Raw genomic sequence first — 25,100 nt, forward strand, 5'->3', positions numbered from 1 at the left:
TCGTGTGTCTGGTGGAAAGCGTCAGGAATCGGCGATCAGCCGATGATCCCCATGATGTCGCTTTCCTTCATGATCAGCAGGTCTTCGCCGTCGATCTTGACTTCGGTGCCGGACCACTTGCCGAACAGCACGCGGTCGCCCGCCTTGACGTCCAGCGGGGTGACCTTGCCGTCTTCAGCCCGGGCGCCCGAACCGACGGCGACGATTTCGCCTTCGCTCGGCTTTTCCTTGGCGCTGTCGGGAATGATGATCCCGCCGGCGGTCTTTTCTTCGGCTTCGATGCGACGGACCAGAACGCGGTCGTGCAGCGGACGAAATGCCATGGTGTTGACCTCTCTTCTAAGAGTGTGAAACGAGACTTGGCACTCCTCGTACGAGAGTGCCAGCGGGGCGCATTTGGGGCGGCACCCGGGGTGAGTCAACGGGTCCCTTCCAAATTTTTTGGTTCGTCAGCCTGGGCCCGGGTGCTCAGGCCGTTGCGGCCCTGCGATGCGTGAGGCCAAACCGTTCGCGCCACGTCCAGCGCCAGGTGAGCAGGCCGGCGGCGAAAACAAGGCCGGCGGCGAGGCCGATCCATACACCGGTGCCCTCGAGCGGGGTACGGAAACCCAGCCACAGCGCTATCCCGATCCCGGGGACCCAATAGCTGAACACCGCAATGAGCATTGGCATGCGCGTGTCCTGCAAACCGCGCAGCGCCCCGGCCGCGACCGCCTGCACGCCATCGAACAACTGGAACGCGGCGGCGACCTTCATGTAGCGTACGGCAAAGCCCACCATGGCCGCGTTTGCCGCCAGGGTTGGGTCGATATAGATCCGCAGCAGCAGCATCGGCGCCAGGATCATGGCGGATGCGGTGGTCAGCATGAACGCACCGGCCATGGCAATGCCGACCCAGCCGGCCCGGCCCATCGCGGCATGGTCTCCCGCGCCGAAATGATAGCCCACGCGGATCGTCGCCGCCTGCCCCAGGCCGAAGGGTATCTGGAATGCCAGCGCCGCGATCTGCAGCGCGATCGTGTGCCCGGCAAGCTGTGCCGGGCCGATCCAGCCCATCAACAGCGCCGCCCCGCTGAACAGGCCGGCCTCGGCAATGATGATGATCATCACCGGGCCGCCGAGAGCGACCAGCTCGCGCAGTCGCGGCCATTCGGGCCGCCACCAGTTGCCGAAGATGCGGTAGCGACGAAGCCGGCGATCCGTGTAGATCGCGACCAGGTAGCTGGCGAACTGGACGAGCGACGTGACCACGCTCGCCAGGGCCGATCCCTCCAGCCCCATGGCGGGTGCGCCGAAGTTGCCGAACACGAAAGCGTAATTCGCAACCACGCTGACCACGAGCGCGACCCCGGTGATCGAGGTGGCAAAGACCGGCCGGCCCAGCGCGGACACGAAGTTTCGCAGCACGCTGGATCCGATCATCGGTATCATGGCGAACATGATGATCTGGAGGAAGGTCCCGGCACGCGCTGCGAGGGCGGCGTCCTGGCCCGCGAGGCGCAGTAGGTCGCCGCCGTACCAGCAGATTGCCATGCCGATGATCCCCGATGCGACCGCCAGCCATAGTGCCATGCGGACCGAACGGCGGACCTCGCGGACCGAGTGGCGACGGCGGCCGAGTTCCTCCGCAATCAGGGCGGCGACCATGCCGACCAGCCCGGTGAAGGCCCACATGGTCAGGCCGAACAGCGCCACGCCAAGGGCCGAGGCGGCCAGTTCCTGTTCACCCAGTCGCGCAACGAAGATCACGTCGACCGCATGCACCAGCATCTGCAGCAGGTTGGCGAGCGCCAGCGGCCAGGCGAGACGGAAGGTCTCGCGAAGCTCGTCGCGCCAGCCGTCGCTGTCGATCGGCAGGGGTTCAAGGGCGTGGTCGTGCGTCATGCAGCCGGCCCGGATAATCGCGGTGGCCCGGTACTTCAAATGCAAGTCGCGGTTGCGGTCGCTTATGGCGTCGGGTGTGGCCGTGAAGCGACAAGGATACCGCCAAGGACACTACCGAGGCGTAACCCGAACACGGATCGTGCCGTAATTACAGAGGTTTGCGGCTGGACGGGGCGGGCTCGCCGCCCGTCGCAACGCGGTTGACCGCAGTTCACGCCTGCAGCAAACGCAGGCAACTCTACATTAACCGGGCTGGCGCTAGACTCGGTCCTGAAGAATCAGAGGTCGCAATGATTCAATCCTTCCCCAGCGGGAAAGGCGTATTCGCTATGCAAGGAAGACTCGAAGTTGAAGCCGAGGGGCCAAGCCAACGCGGCGAACCCCGCCGTCGACTGTTCCTCTCCGGCAGTGTCACGCAGACCGGATCGACATGCGAAGTGCGGGTGCACAACCTGTCGGCGACCGGCATGTTGCTCAGCACCGATGGCCACTTCGACCTCGATGAACCCTTGCTCATCGTGTTCGGGGAAGCGGGCGAGCGGCTCGCGCGGATCGTATGGTCTGCCGATGGTCTCTTTGGTTGCCGTTTCGATGAGAGCCTGACGAAGGCCCAGATGAGCGCCATCCTGCTGCGTTCGGAGCCGGTCCCGTCAGAAGAGGTGATCGAATCCATGCAGGCGGCACGCGACGAAGGTTTCGGTGCGCGCCTCAAGCGACTGCGCAAGACAACCGGCCTGTCGATGGTGGATTTCGCCAGTCAGTTCGGGGTCACCAAGCCGACGCTGTGGAAGTGGGAGACCGAGCGCGCCCGGCCCCGCAGGGCCGTGCTGCGCGATCTTGCCGCCTATTTCGGCCTCACTGAACAGGAGCTGTTGTACGGGTCGAACGGCGTGGCCAAGCAGCCATCCGATACGCCCGCTGACGCGGCGGCCGATCACCTGACGGGCTCCCTTTCGGAGATCGTGGCGCGCAGTCGCTCGGCCATTGCGCGTGAAGCCGGTGTGCCGATCAAGCAGGTATCGATCGCCATCGATTGGAACTGACCCAAAACCGGTCACCCCCGGTTGCGATTCGCGCAACTACGGTTCCCATGATAATAAGCTGCCGGACTCGGGAGGGTTTTGTGCAGTTCATTGGACGGGCTTGCTTGCTTGGGACATTCGCCGTCGCCAGTCTGGCGGCGAGCGAACGCGCCTTCGCTGGCGATGGCCAGCCAGTGGCCGTTGCCACGATTGGGGCGACCGACTTCGCCGTCGATTTCGACGACGTGCCGATGGACGATCACGACGAACCCGTGATTCATTTCGGTCGTGCGGTGGACCTTGCCGGGGCCGACATCGAGCCGGTCGGACGTGGCGGTGCGATCCTGCCTGGATCCATCCCCGGTGGACTGCCCTTGGCTGGTGCGCGGGTCACGAGCGGTTTCGGCATGCGCTATCATCCAATCCTTGGCGAAACGCGGTTCCATGCGGGTATCGATCTCGCGGCGCCGATGGGAACGCCGGTGGTGGCGACGTCGAGCGGGCGCGTGGCAAGCGCGGGCTGGCGCGGGAATTACGGTATCCTGGTGGCGCTAAGCCACGGGGGATCGGTCGAGACCCGCTACGCCCATCTCTCGGCAGTCGCAGTCAGGCCCGGGCAGACAGTCGAGGCCGGTCAGGTGATCGGCTATGTCGGCTCGACCGGCCGTTCGACCGGACCACACCTGCATTATGAAACCCGGGTCTCCGGGCGACCGGCCAATCCGGGCGGCTGAGAATAATCGCCCGCGCTAGCGGGTTGCCAGCAAAACGGAATCGGTTGTCGGGTCATACCGTAGGTCGATCCCCATCCTGCGCAGATCCGAAAAACTGACCAGGCCACTGCCTCGCACAGTCCCGGACAGGTCTGCTTGCTCCAACAGGCCGCGCACGTCACGGGCATCGACAAGCAGGCGAGATTCCGTATCGACGTGAACTGGCAGGCTGCCGATTTCCTTCTGGCCCATGCGCACGGACTTGCGCACGATAATCGCCTCGCCGCCGACTGCCTCATCTCCCACACCGGGCGTGAGAATGTCGAATTCGATCGGGATGAAGGCGGAGGGTGGCTGCTGCGCTGCCGTTGGTGCAGGCGCGCCCGAACCTGGGACAGCCGAATTCACAGGTGCAGCTTCTTCCGCACTTTCTGCGATGACCTGGGCAACCTCACCGGTTGCGGAGTTGGCGCTTGGGGCTGAGTCGATCCGTTCCGGCAGGCGGAAGCGATTGTAGTTCGGCACGGTCGCGCGGCTGATGAGGCCCTTGTCCCATTGTCCGGCCAGCGTGGTCGCGATGATTGGAATTGTGGCGGCGGCGATCGCCACCCCCAGCAACAGGATGCCCCATCGCTTTCCCGTCACACGCAGCGTGCCAAGCACCTAACCCCTCCTCCAGCCGCCGTCGGGGCGATCTCTAGCATAGGCGGTTGGCCCGCGCGAGATCGTTGGATTGGGAGCAGTCAGGCGGAAAGGCGGCTGCGGTAGGTGACGTTCACCCGGTCAGACAGCATGAGATAGGGCAGCCAGACGAAGATGCTGATGAGCACCTTGGTGATATTACCCTGCAAGAGATCGCTCAGCGAAACCGCGACGTTGTAGGGCACAGGCCCCTGCATGCCGACCGCCTGCGCAATCGCGAACTGCATGCCGATATCGATCACCCAGACGATCGCCAGCATGCGCGGAAAGTAGGGAATGGTGCGCAGCGCCATGACGAAGCAGACCGCGTAGAGGAAGTTCATCGCGATCACGTCGAAGGCCATGGCAAGGAACAGGGTGCGCCCCCAGCCGGGTGCCATCTGGCCCATCGCCGGCACAGCCAGCATGAATTCGGTACTGCGGAATACGACGTTGAGCAGCATCCCGATCAGCAGCGAGGCCATGAACCCGGCTGGGCCGAATAGCGGGTGTTGGCGTGCCGTGGTGCGATCGAGGCTGCGCCAGCGCCCGATCATGGCGAGGCGGAAGCTGGGCTGCCACTTGACTTCGCCCGGCGGGAAAGCCGCCTCGGCCAGACGCAGGCCCGCGATCGGTGCCAGGCCAATCAGCGCATAGGGCAGGAAGATTCCGGCGAATTCGACAAAGGACGTTATTGGCGTGAGGGCTGTAGTGATCTTGAAGGCTGCAAGCGTGAGCCAGCCCAGGATCCACCAGGGTAAGGCGCCTTCGAGGAAGGGCCTGATTCCGGCTGCAATCGCCCGAGAACGCCGTTCGATTGCAGCGGCATAGCGCTTCGTCGCGACCTCTATTGTGTGCCAGATTGAAACCATTCCGACCATCATGGCCCCCACAAGCCCGGTTTTCAATTCACGCCACCAAAGTGCCCGATTTCGAATCAACATGGCCGGAACGGGGTGAAACAATTGCGAATCACAGACTTACCGGTTGCCAAAACCGTTGCCCGGTTGCCATTGAGTCCATCGAAGTTAACCAAAATATTAAACTTCCTTGGATTTAACCAATTGTATTTATGTGGAAAAAATAAACGGTTTAGGAAAAGTTGACTGGTTTCTCAACTGTGGAATTATACAGGGGTTCCGTGAGGGAACGGCGTTTCTGAACCGGCGTCATCGTCGGAATAACAGAAAACGGTCGCGCCGGTTCCAGAAATACCCGCACGGACAGGGCAAGCCGGAAATAGAGGCCGGAGCCTTTGTGCATCAGGTGGGGGGACCCCGCCAGCTTGTTTTAGGGTATAGTATCATGACCAATTTCCTGAAGACTTTCGTCGCTGACGAATCGGGCGCCTCGGCGGCCGAATATGCGCTGATCCTTATCGTCATTGGCATCGCCATTGTTGCAGGTGCTACCACGCTTGCCACCTCGATCGGCGGCGCAATGACAGGCACTGCTACCTGCATCGACGATCCTACCGTCGCAGGCGCCTGCTAAGGCAGGAAGTAAATGGGCGGCTGTCAACGATGGTCGCCCATTTCGTTCTTCCGGGGCATTTCAAAGGGGGTTGGACTGTGGAACGGCGCAATATCATCATCATTGCAGCGGCCGTGGTGCTCGGTCTGCTCGCGGTCTACCTGACCAACGCCTATTTCTCGGGCGTCGAGGCGCAACAGGAGCGTGTTGCCGAAGAACAGCAACTGGTCCGCGTCGCGGTTGCCGCGCAGGATCTCGAATTCGGATCGCCGCTGACATCCGACACCGTGCGGCTTGTCAACTGGCCGTCGCAATCGGTTCCGTCTGGCGCGATCACCGATATGGCCAAATTCGCCGGCACCGACGTGGCGATCCGCCCCATCGCGCAGGGTGAACCCATCCTGCAATCGCGTATTTCCAATCGCGCGGTGCTGTCCGAAAATATCCCGGACAACATGCGTGCGGTGACCATTCCCGTGAACGAGGTGGCCGGTGTGGCCGGCTTTGTGACCCCAGGCGATGTCGTCGACGTGCTGATGACCCGCACCATCCCTGGCGGAGACGACGAAAAGGTCACTTCGGTCGTGCTCGAAAACGCCCAGGTGATCGCCATCGATCGTCGCGCCTCGGAAAACAGCACCGAGCCGCAGGAACTCAAGATGGCGACGTTGCTGACCGACCAGTACAATGCGCAAAAGCTTGCGCTCGCCGCTGAAAGCGGCCGCCTGACGCTGGCACTGCGCAATGTCGAAAATCAGATCGTCGGGGGGACGCAGGTCGTCACCACTCGCGATTTGCCCGGTGGGCGCCTGCGCTATTCATCGCGCAGTGGCGGCGGTGTCGCCCCGGCACCCAGCGGCAGTGCGGTGCCCTATCGCCCGTCCGGAACTGCTCCGGCGGGTGCGGTTTCTCCCACTTACAAGGGCCCGACCATGACAATCTATCGCGGCACCGAAGGTGCGCGCCAGGAGGTGAACCGTGGCACGAACTGATATGATCCGCCGCGCACTTGCCGTTGCGGCCTTGCCATTGGCGCTGGCTGCGGCTGCACCCGCGGCAGCGCAACCCAGCCCTGGCGGCATCCATGCCGGTACGCTCGAAATCCCGGTTAACAAGAGTCAGGTGGTTACGGCCGATCGCCCGATCGCCAAGGCGCTGATTGGCAATGCCGAGATCGCCGACATCGTCGCGCTGACCGAGAATTCGCTCTACGTGCTGGGCAAGGGGATGGGGACCACAAGCCTCACTCTCTACGATGCGCGCGGCCGGGTGCTTTCGGTCATGGACATATCGGTTGGACCCGATGCCGAAGCCTTTCGCACCCAGGCCGCCCAGTTGCTGCCCGGCAGCGAAATCGACGCGCATATTTCGGGCGAGTCTTTGGTGCTGACAGGTATCGCCAATGACGTCGGGATGATCGACCGGGCGGTACGCCTGGCCAGCACCTATGCCGGCGAAAACGTCGTCAACATGATCTCGCTGGGCAGCAGCCAGCAGGTCATGCTCGAGGTCAAGTTTGCGGAGGTCAAACGCTCGGTCGGAGAAGATATTGGCGTCAGGGGCTTCGGCGCCGCCCGCGATGGCGATTTCAACGGCGTCTTGGGGCCGGGCAGTACGCTAACGCCTGACCCTGATACAGGTGCCCCGGTGTTGAGGGCCGGGAGCGTCATCGACAGTTTCGGAATCTTTGGTACGACCTTCTCCGCGCTGGGCATCGATTTCGAGGCCTATCTCAACGTGCTCGAGAGCAAGGGTTTCGCCAAGACTCTGGCAGAGCCGACACTAGTTGCCCTCTCGGGTGAGAAGGCGTCATTCCTCGCCGGTGGCGAATTCCCCATTCCCGTTATCCAGGGCAATAGCGGCGGCGGCGGTACAAGCACAAATGGCGGGAACAGTGGAATTACCATTGAGTTCAAGCCCTTTGGTGTAAGCCTCGGCTTCACCCCGACGGTTCTGGGCGACAACACCATCAACCTCATCGTCGAACCCGAGGTGAGCTCGCTCGACCCTGCGGCATCGATCCAGATCAATGGGCTCACGATTCCTGGGCTCCAAACACGCAGGGCTTCGACCACGTTGGAGCTGCGCGATGGTGAAAGCTTCGCCATTGCCGGCCTGTTGCAGCAGGACTTCCAGACTACGGTCAGCCAGGTGCCGCTGCTGGGCAGTCTGCCGATAATCGGCGCGCTGTTTCGTTCGACCCAGTTCCAGAAGGGTGAGACCGAACTGCTGATCGTGGTCACGCCGCGGCTGGTCAGGCCGATCAAGCCTTCACAGGTCCGTCTGCCAACCGATCGCGTGAACGATCCGACGGCGGCGGGAACCGTGCTCACGGGCGAGCCTTATGATCCGGTCGCGGCCAGCGAGCTCGCTGCGCCAAAGGAGCCTGCAGTCGATCAGGGAGACGATTATGAATACTGATAAGCTGCTGCGCTGGACGCTGGTTGCCGCCCTGCCCTTGCTGGCAGGCTGCGCTGACAGGTCGATCTTCGAAGCGCCCGGCGATGCCTCCTTTGGTGAGGCCAACCGCCAGACGATGATGGCGCAGGTCATCGATCCTGAACCCGAATACGATGGCGAGATGGTGACCAGCGGCGAACACGCCGCCGATGCGGTCGAACGCTATCGTACCGACACGGTGAAGCAGCCGGACAGCATCCGGACCACCGACGTGGGCGAAGGTTCGGGCCCGAACTAAGGATATGCGAGGCGGACATGGGTTGGTTGCGGAGATTCAGGAGCGATGAAAGCGGGGCCAGCGCCGCGCTTTACGCGCTGGCTCTTCCCGCCCTGGTTGCTGCAGCTGGGATCGGTTTCGATTATGCCCGAGTCGCCGGGATGGACTCCGAACTGCAGAATGCAGCCGACCAGTCGGCCCTGGCGGGTGCGACCCAACTCGACCAGCTGAGCGACTCGATCACCCGCGCGACCGCAGCGGCCCGTAACGTAAGCTTACCCGCGATCAATCAGACGCTGTTTTCCAACGATAGCGAAGGGCTGACCGTCGATGTTCCCGATGGCCAGGTCTACTTTTACGCTACCCAGGCAGATGCTGAGGCCGATACCAATCGGGTAACCGACGCTGCGCTGGCCCGCTTCATTCGCGTTAAGGTTGAGACCCGTCGGGCCAACTATGCTCTGACGCCGGTGGTCGGTGCCTTCTTCGGCGATATCTCTGCCGAAGCTGTGGCGGGCATCGGATCGGCAGTGTGCCGCATTCCGCCCCTGATGATCTGCAACCCCGACGAACCGTTGAACAACACGGACGAGAACGTCGACTTCATCGCTGCCAACCATGTCGGACAGGGCCTGTTGGTGGTTCAGCAGGGCTTCTGGGATCCCGGCGCGTTCGGATTTCTCGACCTGGGCGCAGGCGCAACTGGTGTGGAACAGGCGCTCGCATGGGTTTCACCAACGGGCAACTGCATCCCGGTCAATGGTCCCGAGGTGATCGACGCCGAGATCGAACCAGGCCTCAAGGCATCGACACAGGAAGCGATCAACACCCGCTTCGACGTATATGACAGCTGCCCGGCTGGCGGGACCTGCCCGTCCTCGATCAATGCGATCAAGGACGTGACGCATATTTCGGACACCGCGGGCGTTCCGGACTTCAGCAATGGCAAGGCCTGCACCTTTGGCCAGAATGGTGAATCGAATGGCTGGCTGGAGCCGACCAATCCGTACCTGCCCACCGCCGACGCAGCGCTACCCGATACCGTAACGCCCAGCGCTATGGGGCATCCGCGAGATGTATGCCATGCGATCGATCCACGCAGTTGCGGCCGTTTCGGCGACGGTTTCTGGGATCGCGACGCCTATTTCCGCTCGCGCTACGGCTGGACCCAACAGCAGTGGCTGGACAATACGGGACTATCTCTTGGTGCGGGAGCCCGGCCAAAGACGCCGACGCGCTACGATGTCTACAAGTGGGAAATCGCAAATCGCGGTAGCACATTCGATGGCGCCACCGTTCTTGGCAATCAGGTCAATGGAACGCGAACCAATTATGGAACGCCGATCTGCAGCCCCCACAAGTCCTACGGCTCGGGCTCCATCCCGGCAGACGATGTAGCCGACCGGCGACGGATGTCGGTGGCAGTGATCAACTGTCATGCCGAAGATGTGCGGGGCAAGAGCGGCCCCTACCGGATCCGCAAGTTCATCGACGTGTTCCTCGTCGAACCCAGCCTCAAACGGACGCGGACCGCGAAGACCGATATTTACATGGAAATCATCGGCGAATCCGATGCGAGTGCGGTCGGCGAAACAGCAGGGACGGTCATCCGCCGCGATGTTCCGTATCTGATCAAGTGAGGCGCTTGCGATCCTTTGTTGGCCGACAGGATGGCGCCGCCGCGGCCGAGCTTGCGCTGCTGCTGCCCTTGCTGGTGCTCATGCTGTTTGGCGCGTTGGAAGTGTCCTATTACTTCTACAACCAGCACCAGGTGGTGAAGGGCGTGCGCGATGGCGCCCGCTATGCCAGCAGGCAGAGCTTTACCTCGATCAACTGCGATTCCGGCTCCTCGATCCCCACTGCGGTGGAGACGGCCATCAAGGAAGTCACCCGCACCGGCCGCCCGTCGGGCGGTACCACGCGGGTGCCCGGCTGGGTCAATGCGGACGTTACGGTTGCGGTGATCTGTCCGGGAACCGCGGTTACGACAGGGATCTATACCGGCGAGACCAATGCTCCTGTTGTCAGCATAACCGCCAGCGTCGACTATCAATCGCTGTTCGATGGGGTCGGCGTGCTGACCGACAGCTATAGCCTCAATGCAACCCAGCAAGCCGCGGTGATGGGCATATGACCGCGCGATCCTTCCTTCGCCGGTTCCTCGCGGACCAGACTGGCGCCGTGGCAGAGTTCGCGCTGCTGCTGCCTCTGATCATGCTGTTCATGCTCGGGCTCATCGATGCCGGGCGCTATGCCTATGATTTCAACCGCGGCGAGAAAGCGACACAGATCGGGGCCCGCGTAGCGGTGGTGACCGATCCGCTGGTGCAGCAACTCACTACCTACACTTTTTCCGGCGTGACGGTTGGCGGGGTCCAACTGGGCCAGGGCGACCGAATTCCGCAGGGAGCCTTGGGTACGATCACCTGCACGTCGACCGGCTGCACCTGCACGGTGGCGCCGTGCCTCGGGGGCACCCTCACCTTGGACACGGCCGCGTTCGCCGTCATGGCGAACCGCATCAAGCAGATCTGGCCGAAGGTCGAGGATGCGGACATCACGGTCGAATATACGGGATCTGGCCTCGGTTACGCAGGCAACCCATCCGGAATGGATATCGCACCGTTTGTTACAGTGCGATTGGCCAATATGGATTTTACGTCAATATTTCTGTTCGGAACGACCGTGGGTCTTCCGGATTTTCACTATACACTAACAATGGAAGACGGGGCGGGGGTAAATTACAACTAATAGAGACATTTCGGTATAATATCTGAATTTGCAATGTCTCAATTTTGTGACGGATTACATGGAAGAGCTTGGAAAGAACACTATGGGCCACGGCGAATACATTGCTGATCGAATGAAAGGGGCCGAGTTGCAACTATCCGCACCGCTTTCGGTTATCGCTTCGCCTGAGCATATCGAGGCGCTCCGATCCTCCAGCGGATCGGGCTGGCTGTCCGATGCCAACTACATTCCCCTTGGCGCTGGTGAGCCTATTCCCGACCAGGAACTTGGCCAGTCCGGGATTGTCCTGTTCGAAGTCGATCCCGCGATTCCTGCCAGCATGGACCGTATCCGGCATTTGCATCGGATCAGGCCGGGAATGCCGCAAATCGTTGCGATGCGCGATGTCGACCTGAAACTGGTTCGCACGCTTGTCCGCGAAGGGGTTGCGGACGTCGTCGAAATCCCATTCTCCGCGGAGGAGATCCTCCAGACGGTCGTGGCGGTGCTTGAGACCCACCGCGAGGCGGTTGGCTCCGAGGTACGGCTCGCTCCGCTGATTGCCGTAACCCGAGCGGTTGGCGGCTCCGGAGCGACGACGATCGCGAGCCACCTTGCTGCCGGACTTGCCGCAGGCAAGGCGCATGCGAAGGTCTGCATCTTCGATCTCGATATCCAGTTCGGCCGGATGGCCGAGGTGCTGGGCCTCACCCCGCGGAGGACGCTGAGTGACCTGCTCGACGCGGGCGGCCGTATCGACAGCGCCCTGCTGCATACCGTCGCGCAGAGCCACCATGACGGCCTCGACCTGATTGCGGCGCCTGCCGAGATCGTCCCGATCGAAGCGGTGCGGGCCGAAGACTTGGCGCGGGTCATCGACCTCGCGCGCAAGGAGTATGACTTTGTCGTGCTCGATCTTCCCGCGAGCCTGACCAACTGGTCGCTCTCGGTTCTGGCAGGCGCCAGCAGCATCGTGATGGTAGTCGAGCAGAGCCTCGCCAGCTTGCGGCAGGCGCGGAGGCGGCTCGATCTCTTCCGCAACCTTGGCCTCGACCACCGTCGTGTGTCGATCGTCGTGAATCGGACCGAGAAGAAGCTCTTCAGCTCGATCAACATGGGCGATGTCGAGGAAGCGCTCGGGCGTCCGGTGCTGGCTGGCGTGTCAGCAGATCCGGCTACCCTGTGCGCAGCCCAGGACCGGGGAATATTGGCGGACGCGGTCCGCCGGAAGAGCCCATTTGTGTCCGATATGGAAAAGCTGTCCGATCTCATCGCCGCGACAGTCGCGGAGGATGTCCGATGAAGTGGCAGCTGGGCAATCGGGGCGAACCGAGTACCGTCTCAAGCGAGGAGCAAGGCTATGTGCCTGAGATCGCTCGTTCGTTCGAAATCGATGAGGAGCTGGAGAAGCTCCTCTCGCTGAAGACGGCGATCCATCGCAAGCTGCTGGACCGGATCAACCTTAGCATGCTCGAGCGCCTCTCGCGCGAGCAGATCGAGGAGGAGATCGGGGACATTGTACTGGGTCTGCTGATCGAGGAGGATGCGGCGCTCAACGCGGCCGAGCGCCAGCGCCTGGTCGGCGAAGTGCTCGATGAACTGCTTGGGCTCGGGCCACTCGAACCACTGCTGGCGGACGATACGATCACCGATATCCTGGTGAACGGGCACAAGGACGTATTCGTCGAGCGCTTCGGCCTGCTCGAACGCGTATCGACCCGCTTCCAGGACGAGCGCCACCTGCTCCGCATCATCCAGAAGATCGTGAGTGCGGTTGGACGGCGCGTGGACGAATCTTCGCCGTTCGTCGATGCCCGCCTCGCCGATGGCTCGCGCGTCAACGCGATCGTTGCCCCGCTGGCGCTCGATGGTTCGCTCCTTTCGATCCGCAAATTCGCCAAGAAGCGCATCGGGATGGAAAAGCTCATCGAGCTCGGCAGCATCCCCGCTGCGGTGGCCGAGGTTCTTTCGGCCATCGTCCGATCGCGCCGCAATGTCCTGATTTCGGGCGGTACGGGCTCGGGCAAGACGACGCTGCTCAACGCACTGTCTTCCTATATCGACGGGCGCGAACGCATCGTGACGATCGAAGACTCGGCCGAATTGCAGCTGCAACAGGAGCATGTCGCACGCCTGGAGACGCGGCCGCCGAATATCGAAGGCAAGGGCGAAGTCACTCAGCGAGACCTGGTGAAGAACGCCCTGCGTATGCGGCCCGACCGGATCATCGTGGGCGAAGTTCGTGCCGGTGAAGCATTCGACATGCTGCAGGCTATGAATACCGGTCACGACGGCTCCATGACCACCGTCCACGCCAACACGCCCCGTGACTCGCTGGCTCGTGTCGAGCAGATGATCGGGATGAGCGGGGTCGAAATCTCGCCAACCTCGGCGCGCGCTCAGATCGCTTCCGCAGTCAACGTCGTCATTCAGATCGGTCGGCAGGCCGACGGGCGCCGCCGCTTGCTGAGCCTTTCCGAACTGGTCGGAATGGAAGGCCAGACGATCTCGATGCAGGAAATCTTCCGCTTCAAGATGGAAGGGCGCGGCGAGAACGGAGAGGTGTTGGGACGCCACGAAGCGACCGGCATCAGGCCCAAGTTCCTCGACAGCGCGGCAGAGCACGGCATCGCCCTGTCTCCCGACCTGTTCCGTCCCAATCTCGATTTGGGGAGGATCTGATGCTCTCGGGCGACCTTACCCGCTTGCTTATCCTGCTGGCGGTATTCGCGTCGATCTTCCTCGCGTCGCAGCTGTTCCTGAGGGCGGCGGTCGAAGGGCGCGCGCATATCGGCGCGGTGAATAAGCGGCTCAAGCTGATCGCCACCGGGCACAAGCGCGAAGAGATCCTTGGAGCGTTGCGCAAGCACGATCCGATGGCAAATCCGCTTAACTTCGGCATCCTCGGCCCGCTCTACAGCGCGTTCCAGCGAAACCTGCTGATGGCTGCCGTACCGTTTGGATTTGCGCAAATCCTGCTCGGAATGGCGGCTTTTTTCGCCTTGGTAATGTTGGTCGTTACCGTTCTCGCGCTGTCGTCAGGCTATACCCTCACACTGGGGGTGATCCAGCTTATCATCGCCGTGGCGCTAGCCACCGCGGTCGGCCTGCCGGTGCTGGCGGTAAGCTACCTCGCGCAGCGGCGGCGCAAGACCATGCAGGAACAGTTCCCGGTGGCGCTGGACATTTTCGTCCGTGCGCTGCGTTCGGGGCATCCGGTTTCCTCTGCAATCGAGTTGCTCACCCAGGAAATGAACGATCCGATCGGAACAGAGTTCGGCCTTATTGCCGATGAAATTTCCTATGGTGCAGATCTGAACGAGGCACTGGATGACATGGCAGAACGCTGGGATCTCGATGACCTGCGTATGTTCAGCGTTTCCCTGTCGGTTCAGAACGAGACCGGTGGCAACCTGGCCGAAATCCTCGACAGCCTGTCCAAGGTCATCCGGGAGCGGGCCAGCCTGTACCTGAAGGTCCGCGCGCTCAGTTCCGAAGGGCGTATGACGGGCTGGCTCCTCACAGGGCTGCCGGTGCTTACCTTCGTGATCCTGTTTTCGATGAACCCCCAATTCTACCTGGAGGTAGCGGGCGACCCCATCTTCATGATCGGCTTCCCGGCGATGATCCTCTGGTTCTTCGTCGGGGTTTTCTGGATCAAGAACCTCGTGAACCTGAAGGTGTGAGATGCTGAACTTTCTTGTCACCAACCAACTGGCCAGACTGTCGCTTCTCGCACTCGTTTTTGCCTTGGTCATTTTCGCCGTCATCAGCGTCGGCCGGATTTCGGCGCGGCGAATCGAGACCCGCCAGAACATCCAGCAGATTGCTGGCGGCGGCATCAAGCGGCGAGACACGCTCCAGGACAAGCGCTCCAGCGCATGGGCCGACCTGGCTGACAGGCTGGAACGAGCGGGGCTCAATCTTTCCGATACGCAGGGGGATGTCCTTCGCGACAAGCTGTTGGCTGCTGGCTATACGTCCCCAGCAGCGCCGAAGATTTTCACGCTTGCGCGACTGGTGCTTATCTTTGCACTGCCGCTCGCCTTGTTCGCCTATCTACAACTGGCTGGCACGGAACTGGGCGGTGCCGGCCTATACCTCTACGGCTCGTTGGCAGCCCTGCTTGGATTGTATCTCCCCAACCTGATCGTCTCCGCCAAGGCGGACCGTCGGCGCGAGGCGGTCACCAATGGCTTCCCCGACTGCCTCGACCTGATGCTCGTCTGCGTTGAAGCCGGACTCGGTCTCGAAGCCTCGATGGATCGCGTGGGCCGCGAAATGGTGCACTCGCATCCGTTGATTGCGGGCATCATGCTGGAGGTGACCTTGCAGTTGCGCGCCGGCGCCCGGCGCGAGGACGCCTTGCGCCGCATGGGCGAAAAGAGCGGCGTCACGGAGATCAAGAGCTTCGCGACCCTCCTCATTCAGTCGGACAAGCTCGGCACCAGTGTGGCGGATACGCTGAGGGTCTACTCCGCGGAGATGAGAGAGAAGCGGAGGATGCGGGCCGAGGAGCGGGCGCATCGCCTGCCCGTCCTCATCTCGATCCCGCTCGTCGTAAACATGCTGCCGACGATGATCGGCGTGCTGATGATGCCCGGAATTATCAGGGTCATTCGCGAACTGTTGCCTGCAATGGGAGGAAATTGACCATGCTTGAAGTCAGGAAAATCTTGGTAGTAGCCACGATGGCTGCGGCCGTCGCAGGGTGTCAGTCTTCGCCTTGGCATGGGCGTTTCATGGCCAAAGCGAACGCTTCACCGTCGCTTCGCGGAAGTGAAACCGGTGCCCAGCAATTGGAAGAAGGCCGGCAATATCTGAGGGAGGGCAACCTCTCGCGCGCCGTCGCTTCCTTCCAGCTGGCGCGATTGGATAGCGATAGCGCGGCCGAAGCCAACAATGGCCTTGCGGTCGTCTATGCCAAGCTTGGTCGTCCGGACCTTGCCGAACGCTATTTCCGGACGGCGATCCTGCTGAAGCCGGACGACACGCGGTACGTCGCAAATTTGTTGCGACTGCAAGGCCGGGTCCTGATGGCCAGGCAGAGAACCGCGACCGCCCGGCTCGCGTCGGCGACCGCCGCACCCGTTGCCAGGCCTTCGGCGGCGTCCGTTCGTGTGCATCGAGTCTCGGCCGGTGAGTTCCGTATCCAGACTGCCGAACCGGAGCGGGCACCCACGATGAAAATCGAGTATCGGCAGGCTGCCGTAGTTCAGCCCATTCCCGCTGAGGAGGCTTCGGCGCCTTCCCTGCCCGAGATCGAGTTGGCAAGCGCCCATTCATCGCGTCCGTTCGAGGTAGTGTTCGCGCCGTGGCTGCAGAAATAGCGCTGGCCCTTGCGGTCGCTATTGGGCTGACGGGCGCGGTTTGGGATGTCCGAACCCGCCGCATCCCCAATCTCCTGGTGCTCCCCCTGGCGGTCGCGGCGGTAGGCGCGACTGTCCTGGGGGCCGATTGGTCGGTGCTCGGCTCAACCGCGCTGCACGCGGCAATCGCCTTGGTCGTTGGAATGCTGCTCTTTGCGGGCCGGCTGATTGGGGCCGGGGACGCGAAGTTCTACGCTGCGGCAGCGCTTGCAATTCCGTTGGATCGGGCACTGCCGATGCTGGGCTGGGTGGCCCTGAGCGGCCTTGCCTTGGTTGCGCTCATGACGATTTGGTATCGCGGACTCAAGATAACCCGAAACGGCGAAAGGCAGAGCTGGACGTTGCCCTATGCCGTCCCGATTTTCTGCGGATTTCTGGCCGAGTCGTGGCCAAGACTCGAGGTCGTTTTTTAGCGCGTCCACCCGGAGTCGCCTTTTAATCGACCCTCAAATTGGCAACCGGTGTCCCTATTGAGAGACCAGTCCAGCCGCGGGACACCTCCAAAATTCCCGTAATTTCGCTATAAATCCTTATTTATCAATGTGTTGATTCAAGGTCATCGATTGCGCTCAAGGTTGCTTAAAAGAATCCCTAAACGGTTAATTCTATTGCAACTACGCCAGATCGCTGATTTCATTGTGAGAACGAATCATCGCATGCCGGGAGCGTCCCGTCGTTGCGAAATGAACCGGAACGGGCCGCGAAGCACTGGATCGAAGGAAGACTGCGCCCGACTCGTTTCGGGTGAGCCTTCGGTGTTTTCGGTGCTTCGCGTGCGGCATCGACATTGTCGGTGTCCTTCCGTTCTGTGCGGAGGGACTTGTAATGATGGACTACACTGGTCGCGGCATCTCGGAAGATGGCCAGGAGAATCACGAGGATTTGTCCAGCGAGCTGGGCCAAGCCCCGATTGTCGCAATGGTCCAGGCGGGCCTTGGTGCGCAGCAAACCCAGATCGTCGGGCCGGACAATGTCGTGCGTTTGCCGGCAGGTGTGTCGCTAGACGCCATTGCCGTTGATGGTCGCGATCTGATCATCACGCTCGAGGATGGCTCGGTCATTCGCATCCCCGATGGCGCAATCATCGTCCCGCAGTTCGAAGTCGATGGGGTCAGCGTCCCCCCGCAGAATATCGCTGCGCTACTGACGGGGAATGAACCCGAACCGGCCGCCGGCAGCGTGCAGAGTTCGGGTGGCAATTTCGCCGGCGATGTAGGCGACATTCAGGCCGCCTACGGGCTTGGCGATCTCCTCCCTTACACCGAGCTCGCCTTTCCCGAGTTTCCCGACGAAGAGATCATTCCGGACATCGTCAACGAACCGCCGGTGATTGTGATCGTTACGCCGGACAATCCGGCCGGTGCGATCGCCGCAATCGCGTCGGTCGATGAGGCGGGGCTTCCCGCGCGTACGGTCGACGGTATTGCCGAATCTGCTGGTACGGCTTCGGAAACCGATGTCGAGACAACGACCGGCACGATCGTGTTCGACGCGCCCGATGGCGCCGCTGCGGTGCTGATCAACGATGTTGCGATCACCGCCATCGGCCAGACCTTCGTCTCCCCCTTCGGCACGCTGACGATCACCAGCATTGACCTTGCCGGCGGAGAGATCGGCTTCAGCTACACGCTCGCCGACAACCTGCTGGGCGAAACGGTCGATGGCTTCTTCACCATGACCATCGTCGACACCGACGGTGATCGGGCGTCGGCGACGCTCCAGATCGAAGTCATCAACGACGAGCCTATTGCGCGCAACGATTCCGCTGCTCAGGACTCGGAATCTGCCCCCGTCACTGTCGATGTCTTCGCCAATGACACACCGGGCGCAGATGGCGTTGCCCTTTCGACGATCCAGTTCGTCGACGGTACGCTGAGCGGCACGGGTACCCTCGTCAACAATGGCGACGGGACCTTCACCTACACGCCCGGACCGGGCGAAGAAGGCCAGGTCACCTTCGATTACACCATCACCGATGGCGATACCGACACTGCCCGCGCGACCGCCACGATCACTCTCGTCCCCGATACGGTTCCGACCGGCGGCACGGTGACGGCCACGGTTGATGACGATGGCCTGGTAGGCGGCAATCCCAATTCGACCACCGGCGACCTCGACGCAAATGCCGGCGATGATCCGGCAGACACCAGCGAGGCCAGCTTCACCGGCACGCTGACCTTCGATGTGGGTGTTGATGCGCCCGCGGCGGTGGCCTTCGATCCGGCGCTCAATGGTGCCACGGCAACCATCGGTACTGAGCAGGTAACCTACTCGCTTGCGGGCAATGTGCTGACGGCCACCGGGCCGCGCGGCGTCCTGTTCACGGTCGAGCTGACCGACCCGGTCACTGGCGAGTACCAGGTTACTCTGGTCGATAACGTCCTCCACGCCGGCGGCCCGAATGACGAGGCGATCGACGCCACGACCGCGATCGGCTTCATCGTAACCGACAGCGATGGCGATAGCGTCGCGACCACTCTCAATATCGTGTTTGACGACGATGCCCCCACGGCCTTCGACAATGTCGCAGGCGTCGAGGAAGGTGGCACGGTTGGCGGCAATTTGCTGTCTGATGGCACGGACGACGTTCCCGGTGCCGACGGCTTTGCCGGCATCATCGGCCTCACCAGCACCAATACCGAAAGTGAGACCAGCACCGTCGTCGATGGCAATCTGGTGCTCCAGGGCCAGTACGGCACGCTGACCGTGAACGCCACCACCGGCGTCTACAGCTATGTTTCGACACCCAACTCGACCAATGCCGACGCGACCGACACCTTCACCTACACGATCGTCGATGGCGATGGTGATACGTCGACCGCGACCCTGACGGTCGGCATCGATAACGTGGCCGGTAACGTCAGTGACAATGACGCGCTGGTCAACGAAGCGGGCCTGCCCGCGGGTAGCGACTCGGCCAGCAACAGCGAAATCGCCAGCGGCCAGATCACCGTGTCGGATGCCGTCGGACCTTTCGTCTACACCCTCACCGGCTCGGGCGACGGCACCTATGGGACCCTGGTCCTGAACGAAGATACCGGTGCCTACACCTATACGCTCGATACCCCGTTCACGGACGGCGATACGAGCGAGAATTCGCGCAATGTCGTGAATGGCGCGGATAGCTTCGGCTATGAAGTCCATGACACCGCGGGCAATCTGATCGGCTCCGGCACAATCAACGTCAGCATCGTCGACGACATCCCCGATGCAGTGGACGAACTTGCCCGGTCCATTGTCGAAGGCAATGCAGTGGGTCTCTCGGGCAACCTGATCGACAACGACGTCGAAGGCGCCGATGGGGCAACCGTCACCTCGGTCAATATCGGCGGGACGGATTATCCGGTCGCTGCGGCCGGGACCACTTTGGTCACGACCGCCAATGGCAGCTACACCTTCGATGCGCTTGGTAACTGGACCTTCGTCCCCGTCGCCGGGCTCGATCAGACCAACGGCCCGATCGATGCGTCCTTCACCTATACGCTGACCGACGGCGACGATGATTTCGATACGGCGACGCAGCCGATCACCATCACCGATGGGCCAGGGCCTTTCCCCGGTACTCCGATCAATCTGACCGTCGACGACGAGAACCTCGCCGACGGTTCGGATCCGGCGACGCCGGTCACCGATGCCGCGTCGATCGTCTTCACCGAAGGGTCCGATCCGATCGTCTCGATCATTTTCGACGATAGCCTGACGGCGCTCGACAATCTTGGCGGTGGCCTGACCTGGGAGCGTGTTTCGGACACGCAGATCGTCGGCCGTAGCGGCGCCGATACGATCGTTACGCTCGATCTTTCGGTTGTCGGCACCACCGCGACCGTCACCGTCACCCTGAACGACAATTACGCGCTCCACCCCAACCTCGGCGATGATCTCGCCGCGCTGGGTTCGGTGCTCGTCGTCGCGACCGACCTTGATGGCGACACGGCTTCGTCTTCGGTTACCGTCAGCGTTTCCGATGACCTTCCGACGCTTTCGACTTCGGCGCCGGAGAGCGGTGCGCTCGAAGTGGATGAAACCGATTTTGCCACGGATGCGACGGCCGATTTCTCTGGCCTGTTCACGCCGGACTACAATGCCGACGGACCAGGCAGCGTCTCGGGCTATACGCTCGGTATCGCTGCCGGCTCGACCGGGCTGGTCGATACGCTGTCGGGCCAGGCCGTGGTGCTTACGCTCGAAAGCGGCGCCGTGGTCGGCCGGACCGAAACCGGGGGCGATATCGTCTTCGTCCTGACTGTCGACGCCAACGGCACGGTTACGCTCGATCAGCAGCGCGCCGTGGTCCATGCCGACGCGGGCGATCCTGACGATCCGACCGGTCTTTCCAACCCTGATCTCATCACCCTGTCGGCCACTGTGACCGACGGTGATGGCGACACGGCGAGCGCGACAGTCTCGATCGGCAATGCGCTAACCTTCCGTGACGATGCGCCTGCGGCCGGCACGAACGCCGACGTCCAGCTGGACGATGAGACGCAGGCTGGCGGGATCGCCGGGGGTATCGGCGATGTCGATCCGGATACCGCGAATACCAGCGGTATGCTGGCCCATGATTTCGGCAATGACGGCGGCTCGATTGCCTTCCTGACCAGCGGGGCGCCTTCTGGCTTCCAGTACGTCGCCAGCGGGGACGATATCCTTGTCCAGCAGATGCAAGGCGGCAGCTGGGTTACGGTGGTGACCGTTACGCTCAATCCCGCGACAGGCGCCTACTCGGTAACGCAGAACGCCAATGTGCTGCATGCTGACGGCGGTGATGAGAACGATACCTCGTTCACCCTCACCTATCGCGTGACCGATGGCGACAATGATACGGCCGACGGTACGCTGACGATCAACGTCGACGACGATACGCCGACCGCGAACGCGGGTGTCGAGCTGACCGGATCGGTTGACGAGGATGCGCTTCCGGGCGGCATCGAAGGCGGCCCCGGCGACATCGGCGTGGTTGGCCTGACGACGGGTGGCAGCGTTGCGACGCTGTTCAACTCGGGTGCGGACAGCCCGCTGACCTATGCGTTCCAGTCGGGAAGGATCAACGTCGCAGAACACGTGGAGCGACTGAGGTTATCCGATGCGTCTGACCCGCCGTAACATTGTCAAATCGATCGGCGCGACCAGCCTGGCGATCGCCAGCGGACGGGTCGGCGCAACAAGTTCACAGACTTTGGACGTGGCCGTAGTCGGCGCAGGCGTCTTTGGCTCCTGGACTGCTTGGCATCTTCGGAAGCGTGGCCTGAAGGTTGCCCTCTATGACGCCTATGGCCCGGGGAATGTCAGGAGTTCGTCCGGCGGCGAAAGCCGGGTCATTCGCCTGAGCTATGGCGGCGATCCGCTCTATTCTTCGATGGCGCTTGAATCGCTGGGTTACTGGAAAGCACTGTCGGATCGCCAGAGCACGCCGATCTTCTACCCGACCGGCGTCCTGTGGTTTTCGCCCGAGCGCGACCAATACATGCAGCGCAGCCTGGCATGGCTGGAAGCACAGAAGATCAGCCACCGATCGGGGAATGCCGATTGGCTTGGCAAGAACTGGCCGCAAATCCGCTTCGACGCGAATGAGGTGGGATTCATCGAGGAAGACACGGGCGGCCTCATCGCCAACAGGGCGGTACAGGCGACGGTGCGGGATGCCGGTTTGAAGCCGGTGATTGCGCATGTCGGACCACCCCGAAACGGGCAGGCCGGCGGCTTCGAATTGCCTGACGGGCAAAGGGCGCGAAAGCTGGTCTATGCACTCGGCCCGTGGTTGGGAAATCTCTTCCCCGGCACGCTGGGAGAGCGGCTCTCTGTTACCCGCCAGGAGGTCTTCTATTTCGGCCCCCCGGATGGTGATGACCGTTTCGCCGCTGGTCGCTTCCCCGTGTGGGCGGACTTCAACGGCGGCGATATCGTCTACGGCTTGCCGGATATCGAAGGCCGAGGCTTCAAAATCGCCTTCGATCGACACGGCCCGGCAATCGATCCCAATTCGCTGGAGCGAGAGCCGAGCAGCGAGGGAATTTCCATGGCCAGGGCATTCATCGCGAACCGTTTCCCGGTGCTTGCCGATGCGCCCCTGGTCCAGGCCAGGGTGTGCCAATATACCAATACCTCGAACGGCGATTTCCTGATCGATTGGCTGCCCGGCAACAGCGACATCCTCCTTATCGGCGGAGGGTCCGGCCATGGCTTCAAGCATGGCCCAGCCGTGGGCAAGCGCGCGGCCGAGCTGCTTCTCACAGGATCGGCGCAGACCGAGCCTCGGTTCTCTCTGGCAACCAAGGGGATCAACGCCGATCGCCAAGTCTATTAGAGCGAGATTGGTTTTCGATGGCGGTTAGGATTGCAAGGTCCGCAAATGGATTTTTAGGTGAACAGTGGCTCAGCGGGCCAGCCTTTTTCTACAAATCGGATACGAATGGGGTGGGATGCCCAACGTTTGGTTGGTGCATCTCGCACCAACAACTCGTAGTGGTATTCGGCTTGCAAATATCTTTCCCTATGTAAAAAGGTACGCGACCAGAAGATCAGGAGGGAATGGTTGAAATACACAGGCTTTTATCCACTCCTATTCTTCCTGCTGATGAGCTGCAGCGAGCCTGCAACCCAATCACCTGCGAAGGAATTGATCAAACAGGTCGAACCTCGAAGTTCTGGCGCTGCGCCTCAGAATCAGTTCGGTTTCATGGAAGCGATGGAACAAGGCCCCGATTTGTTCGGAGAGGCGACGCCGCGCGCGCGGATGCTGGCAGTAAACGTCGCAACCAAGGATGCCGCTTCCAATGAGAGCGGTGTTCAGTCGATGAAAACCGCTGCAAACCAGAAGATTGCCTATTCTTACGGATATGGCTTTCAGATCGAAAGCGGCAAGATTGGCGAACTTCAGTCGGCACATATCGCCGTATGCGAAGCTATGGGAACAAACTGCCGTATCCTACGCACTTCGCATGCCAGTAGCGATAGCTGGGATGGCTATGGTGAAATACAGTTGGAGGTTGCGGCAACTGAAGCAGGGGATTTTGGTGAAAGCCTTGCCCAACCCGCCGCGGCGCTTGGAGGAAAGCTAATATCATCGGTTCGGGACGGGGAAGATCTGTCTGAACACATCATTGATTCTGAAGCCAGACTTCAATCTCAGCTCATTCTACGTCAGAAGCTTTCGAGTATCTTGGAAAGGAACCGGGGCACAGTTTCCGAGCTCGTCGCAGCAGAGAAGGCTGTTGCCGACGTGAACGAGCAGATTGATGCGGCTCGATCGAAGTTGGAGCAATATCGGGATCGAATCCAATACAGCGATGTGCGCATCGAATACGAGCCGTACTTTGGCCAATCACAGTTGGGTTTGGGTAGACCCATCATTACGGCCGTAAGATCGATCGGAACGACGCTGGGAACTACTATTGCAGCTCTGATCTATCTGGTGACGGCGCTGGTCCCCGTTATCCTTTTGGTCTTGGCAGTAAGATGGGTGCTACACCGCTTTGATTTGCGCATTCGGTTCTGGCGAACGACCCCGAATACAGCTGAGAGCGAGCGCTAGTTGGAAATCATTCTTCTTCAGCGTCGATCAATGATCCTCTCAACGCCATTGAGAACTCGCCGTTCGTCCTGATCATGCGCTCTGGCGCTGATGGGATGGTTTGCCCTTGATTCGGCCTGAACCCAACCCATTCAAAGCCTGGCGAAAGTGGACACGATCCACTTCTGCACCAGCTTGATAGAGGGCAGCCGGCGCAGGTCGCGGTGGACGAGGAGCCATGGTTGGCGCGAGGGTATCGTGAAGGGCGATGCGACTTCGACCAGGTCGGGCTCGCGCGCGGCGAAGGGTATGGGCAGCATTGCAATGCCCGCCCCGGCCAAGGCCGCGGTCAACAGCCCTCGCGTGCTGCCCGTCCGCATGGCTGCCGCTTCGGCAAGGCCGTGGCGCACCACCCATTCGAGTTCGGGCAGTCGCCCATAGCTGTCGTCATAGATCAGCAACTTCTCGGCGCGGAAGTCGATCGCGTCTGGCGAACGGTCGGCAAGATAGTCACGCGATGCGAACAGGCCCAGCCGGATCTCCGCCAGCCTTCGTGCATAAAGGCTCGCGCCTTCGGGCCGGGCCATCCTGATCGCAAGATCGGCGTCGCGGCCGGCGAGGCTCACCACCGCGGCCTGCGACTGCAGGTGGACGGGGAAATCGGCACCTGCCGCCCACAATTGGTCGAGCGCCGGGGCCAGTACGTCGGAGATCATGATTTCGGTCGCCGAGATTCGTATCGGCGCAGCTTTCACGCCATCGCGCAGGCTTTCCGCCACACGCTTGACCCGCAGCAATTGCTCCGAAATCGGGGCAGCGGCATCGGCAATGGCCAGCCCCTCTTGCGTCAGGCGCACGCCGTCTGCCCGGCGATCGACCAGCGGCAGGCCCAGTGCCGCCTCGAGCGTCTCGATCCGCCGCGATACGGTGGAAACGGCGACGCCGCGTGCCTTGGCCGCCGCGCTCAAAGTACCCGCGTCGCGGATCGCGATGAGGTCGCCCAAGTCTTGCGGATCGAGAGCCATGATTACGGACTTTGCA

The 25,100-nt window shown here is 61.8% G+C and carries 23 protein-coding genes; 18 read left to right on the top strand and 5 right to left on the bottom strand.

The window, feature by feature from the left end; translation table 11 throughout:
• Nucleotides 1–35: 35 nt before the first annotated feature.
• Together groES and HQR01_RS06855 are read right to left on the bottom strand one after the other, a co-directional pair.
• Nucleotides 36–323 carry a co-chaperone GroES gene (gene groES / locus HQR01_RS06850; protein ID WP_173213769.1) on the bottom strand — a complete coding sequence of 96 codons (288 nt, stop codon included), beginning with the start codon at nt 321–323 and terminating at the stop codon, nt 36–38.
• Between the two features lie 145 nt (nt 324–468).
• Entirely contained in the window at nt 469–1,884 is a 1,416-nt protein-coding gene (locus tag HQR01_RS06855) for an MATE family efflux transporter (RefSeq protein WP_173213771.1), read from the bottom strand.
• Between the two features lie 329 nt (nt 1,885–2,213).
• Here HQR01_RS06855 and HQR01_RS06860 point away from each other — a divergent pair, with 329 nt between their 5' ends.
• Both HQR01_RS06860 and HQR01_RS06865 read left to right on the top strand, forming a co-directional pair.
• Complete coding sequence (locus HQR01_RS06860; protein ID WP_173213773.1) at nt 2,214–2,927, top strand: helix-turn-helix domain-containing protein; 714 nt, start codon at nt 2,214–2,216, stop codon at nt 2,925–2,927.
• Between the two features lie 104 nt (nt 2,928–3,031).
• Nucleotides 3,032–3,640 (top strand): M23 family metallopeptidase, encoded by a 609-nt coding sequence (locus tag HQR01_RS06865; protein WP_234030279.1) that lies wholly within the window; start codon nt 3,032–3,034, stop codon nt 3,638–3,640.
• A 15-nt stretch (nt 3,641–3,655) separates the two neighbouring features.
• On the opposite strand, the gene HQR01_RS06870 is transcribed toward HQR01_RS06865, so the two are convergent.
• Nucleotides 3,656–4,282: a hypothetical protein gene (locus HQR01_RS06870; protein ID WP_173213777.1), complete on the bottom strand. Its 627-nt coding sequence runs from the start codon at nt 4,280–4,282 to the stop codon at nt 3,656–3,658.
• An 80-nt stretch (nt 4,283–4,362) separates the two neighbouring features.
• Nucleotides 4,363–5,172, bottom strand: a complete 810-nt coding sequence (locus tag HQR01_RS06875) for a DUF2569 domain-containing protein (RefSeq protein ID WP_173213779.1) — start codon at nt 5,170–5,172, stop codon at nt 4,363–4,365.
• A gap of 178 nt (nt 5,173–5,350) precedes the next feature.
• Between HQR01_RS06875 and HQR01_RS15245 the strand changes: the two genes are divergently transcribed.
• From HQR01_RS15245 to HQR01_RS06955, 16 genes are all read left to right on the top strand, one after another.
• A complete protein-coding gene (locus tag HQR01_RS15245) occupies nt 5,351–5,794 on the top strand; it encodes a Flp family type IVb pilin (protein ID WP_234030280.1) in 444 nt (147 codons plus the stop codon).
• Between the two features lie 77 nt (nt 5,795–5,871).
• The gene (gene cpaB / locus HQR01_RS06885; protein WP_173213781.1) at nt 5,872–6,765 is read left to right on the top strand and encodes a Flp pilus assembly protein CpaB; all 894 of its coding nucleotides are present in this window, start codon (nt 5,872–5,874) and stop codon (nt 6,763–6,765) included.
• Entirely contained in the window at nt 6,752–8,194 is a 1,443-nt protein-coding gene (locus HQR01_RS06890) for a type II and III secretion system protein family protein (protein WP_325064543.1), read from the top strand. The genes cpaB and HQR01_RS06890 overlap by 14 nt, the downstream gene beginning before the upstream one ends.
• Nucleotides 8,184–8,471: a hypothetical protein gene (locus tag HQR01_RS06895; protein ID WP_173213783.1), complete on the top strand. Its 288-nt coding sequence runs from the start codon at nt 8,184–8,186 to the stop codon at nt 8,469–8,471. Before HQR01_RS06890 ends, HQR01_RS06895 begins: the two co-directional genes overlap by 11 nt.
• A 17-nt stretch (nt 8,472–8,488) precedes the next feature.
• On the top strand, nt 8,489–10,090 hold the full coding sequence (locus tag HQR01_RS06900; protein WP_173213785.1) for a pilus assembly protein TadG-related protein: 1,602 nt from the start codon (nt 8,489–8,491) through the stop codon (nt 10,088–10,090).
• Between the two features lie 5 nt (nt 10,091–10,095).
• Nucleotides 10,096–10,584, top strand: coding sequence for a TadE/TadG family type IV pilus assembly protein (locus HQR01_RS06905; RefSeq protein ID WP_234030281.1), 489 nt, complete (start codon nt 10,096–10,098; stop codon nt 10,582–10,584).
• Nucleotides 10,581–11,201 (top strand): TadE/TadG family type IV pilus assembly protein, encoded by a 621-nt coding sequence (locus HQR01_RS06910; RefSeq protein WP_173213789.1) that lies wholly within the window; start codon nt 10,581–10,583, stop codon nt 11,199–11,201. Before HQR01_RS06905 ends, HQR01_RS06910 begins: the two co-directional genes overlap by 4 nt.
• Before the next feature lie 58 nt (nt 11,202–11,259).
• Nucleotides 11,260–12,483 (top strand): AAA family ATPase, encoded by a 1,224-nt coding sequence (locus HQR01_RS06915; protein ID WP_173213791.1) that lies wholly within the window; start codon nt 11,260–11,262, stop codon nt 12,481–12,483.
• A 164-nt stretch (nt 12,484–12,647) separates the two neighbouring features.
• Nucleotides 12,648–13,862 (top strand): CpaF family protein, encoded by a 1,215-nt coding sequence (locus HQR01_RS06920; RefSeq protein WP_234030304.1) that lies wholly within the window; start codon nt 12,648–12,650, stop codon nt 13,860–13,862.
• On the top strand, nt 13,862–14,866 hold the full coding sequence (locus HQR01_RS06925) for a type II secretion system F family protein (RefSeq protein WP_173213795.1): 1,005 nt from the start codon (nt 13,862–13,864) through the stop codon (nt 14,864–14,866). The genes HQR01_RS06920 and HQR01_RS06925 overlap by 1 nt, the downstream gene beginning before the upstream one ends.
• Nucleotide 14,867: 1 nt before the next feature.
• A complete protein-coding gene (locus tag HQR01_RS06930; protein ID WP_173213797.1) occupies nt 14,868–15,833 on the top strand; it encodes a type II secretion system F family protein in 966 nt (321 codons plus the stop codon).
• Nucleotides 15,834–15,835: 2 nt separating this feature from the next.
• The gene (locus tag HQR01_RS06935; RefSeq protein WP_173213799.1) at nt 15,836–16,510 is read left to right on the top strand and encodes a tetratricopeptide repeat protein; all 675 of its coding nucleotides are present in this window, start codon (nt 15,836–15,838) and stop codon (nt 16,508–16,510) included.
• A complete protein-coding gene (locus tag HQR01_RS06940; protein ID WP_173213801.1) occupies nt 16,495–16,962 on the top strand; it encodes an A24 family peptidase in 468 nt (155 codons plus the stop codon). Before HQR01_RS06935 ends, HQR01_RS06940 begins: the two co-directional genes overlap by 16 nt.
• Before the next feature lie 412 nt (nt 16,963–17,374).
• Nucleotides 17,375–21,652: a DUF5801 repeats-in-toxin domain-containing protein gene (locus HQR01_RS06945; protein ID WP_173213802.1), complete on the top strand. Its 4,278-nt coding sequence runs from the start codon at nt 17,375–17,377 to the stop codon at nt 21,650–21,652.
• Nucleotides 21,633–22,853 (top strand): FAD-dependent oxidoreductase, encoded by a 1,221-nt coding sequence (locus HQR01_RS06950; RefSeq protein WP_173213804.1) that lies wholly within the window; start codon nt 21,633–21,635, stop codon nt 22,851–22,853. Before HQR01_RS06945 ends, HQR01_RS06950 begins: the two co-directional genes overlap by 20 nt.
• Before the next feature lie 228 nt (nt 22,854–23,081).
• The gene (locus HQR01_RS06955) at nt 23,082–24,080 is read left to right on the top strand and encodes a DUF4349 domain-containing protein (RefSeq protein ID WP_173213806.1); all 999 of its coding nucleotides are present in this window, start codon (nt 23,082–23,084) and stop codon (nt 24,078–24,080) included.
• A gap of 131 nt (nt 24,081–24,211) precedes the next feature.
• Here the strand turns inward: HQR01_RS06955 and HQR01_RS06960 are convergent, their stop codons facing one another.
• The gene (locus HQR01_RS06960) at nt 24,212–25,084 is read right to left on the bottom strand and encodes a LysR family transcriptional regulator (protein ID WP_173213808.1); all 873 of its coding nucleotides are present in this window, start codon (nt 25,082–25,084) and stop codon (nt 24,212–24,214) included.
• Between the last annotated feature and the right edge of the window lie 16 nt (nt 25,085–25,100).

Source organism: Erythrobacter mangrovi (genome assembly GCF_013260645.1).
GTDB classification, from domain to species: Bacteria; Pseudomonadota; Alphaproteobacteria; order Sphingomonadales; family Sphingomonadaceae; genus Qipengyuania; species Qipengyuania mangrovi.

What these genes read in the sequence shown, in the direction of transcription:
- HQR01_RS06935 (WP_173213799.1), top strand. Translation starts at nt 15,836, where the DNA reads ATGCTTGAAGTCAGGAAAATCTTGGTAGTAGCCACGATGGCTGCGGCC.
- HQR01_RS06960 (WP_173213808.1), bottom strand. Translation starts at nt 25,084, where the DNA reads ATGGCTCTCGATCCGCAAGACTTGGGCGACCTCATCGCGATCCGCGAC.
- HQR01_RS06900 (WP_173213785.1), top strand. Translation starts at nt 8,489, where the DNA reads ATGGGTTGGTTGCGGAGATTCAGGAGCGATGAAAGCGGGGCCAGCGCC.
- HQR01_RS06860 (WP_173213773.1), top strand. Translation starts at nt 2,214, where the DNA reads ATGCAAGGAAGACTCGAAGTTGAAGCCGAGGGGCCAAGCCAACGCGGC.
- groES (WP_173213769.1), bottom strand. Translation starts at nt 323, where the DNA reads ATGGCATTTCGTCCGCTGCACGACCGCGTTCTGGTCCGTCGCATCGAA.
- HQR01_RS06895 (WP_173213783.1), top strand. Translation starts at nt 8,184, where the DNA reads ATGAATACTGATAAGCTGCTGCGCTGGACGCTGGTTGCCGCCCTGCCC.
- HQR01_RS06920 (WP_234030304.1), top strand. Translation starts at nt 12,648, where the DNA reads ATGCTCGAGCGCCTCTCGCGCGAGCAGATCGAGGAGGAGATCGGGGAC.
- HQR01_RS06930 (WP_173213797.1), top strand. Translation starts at nt 14,868, where the DNA reads ATGCTGAACTTTCTTGTCACCAACCAACTGGCCAGACTGTCGCTTCTC.
- HQR01_RS06945 (WP_173213802.1), top strand. Translation starts at nt 17,375, where the DNA reads ATGATGGACTACACTGGTCGCGGCATCTCGGAAGATGGCCAGGAGAAT.
- HQR01_RS06910 (WP_173213789.1), top strand. Translation starts at nt 10,581, where the DNA reads ATGACCGCGCGATCCTTCCTTCGCCGGTTCCTCGCGGACCAGACTGGC.
- HQR01_RS06915 (WP_173213791.1), top strand. Translation starts at nt 11,260, where the DNA reads ATGGAAGAGCTTGGAAAGAACACTATGGGCCACGGCGAATACATTGCT.
- HQR01_RS06925 (WP_173213795.1), top strand. Translation starts at nt 13,862, where the DNA reads ATGCTCTCGGGCGACCTTACCCGCTTGCTTATCCTGCTGGCGGTATTC.
- HQR01_RS06950 (WP_173213804.1), top strand. Translation starts at nt 21,633, where the DNA reads ATGCGTCTGACCCGCCGTAACATTGTCAAATCGATCGGCGCGACCAGC.
- HQR01_RS06855 (WP_173213771.1), bottom strand. Translation starts at nt 1,884, where the DNA reads ATGACGCACGACCACGCCCTTGAACCCCTGCCGATCGACAGCGACGGC.
- HQR01_RS06875 (WP_173213779.1), bottom strand. Translation starts at nt 5,172, where the DNA reads ATGGTTTCAATCTGGCACACAATAGAGGTCGCGACGAAGCGCTATGCC.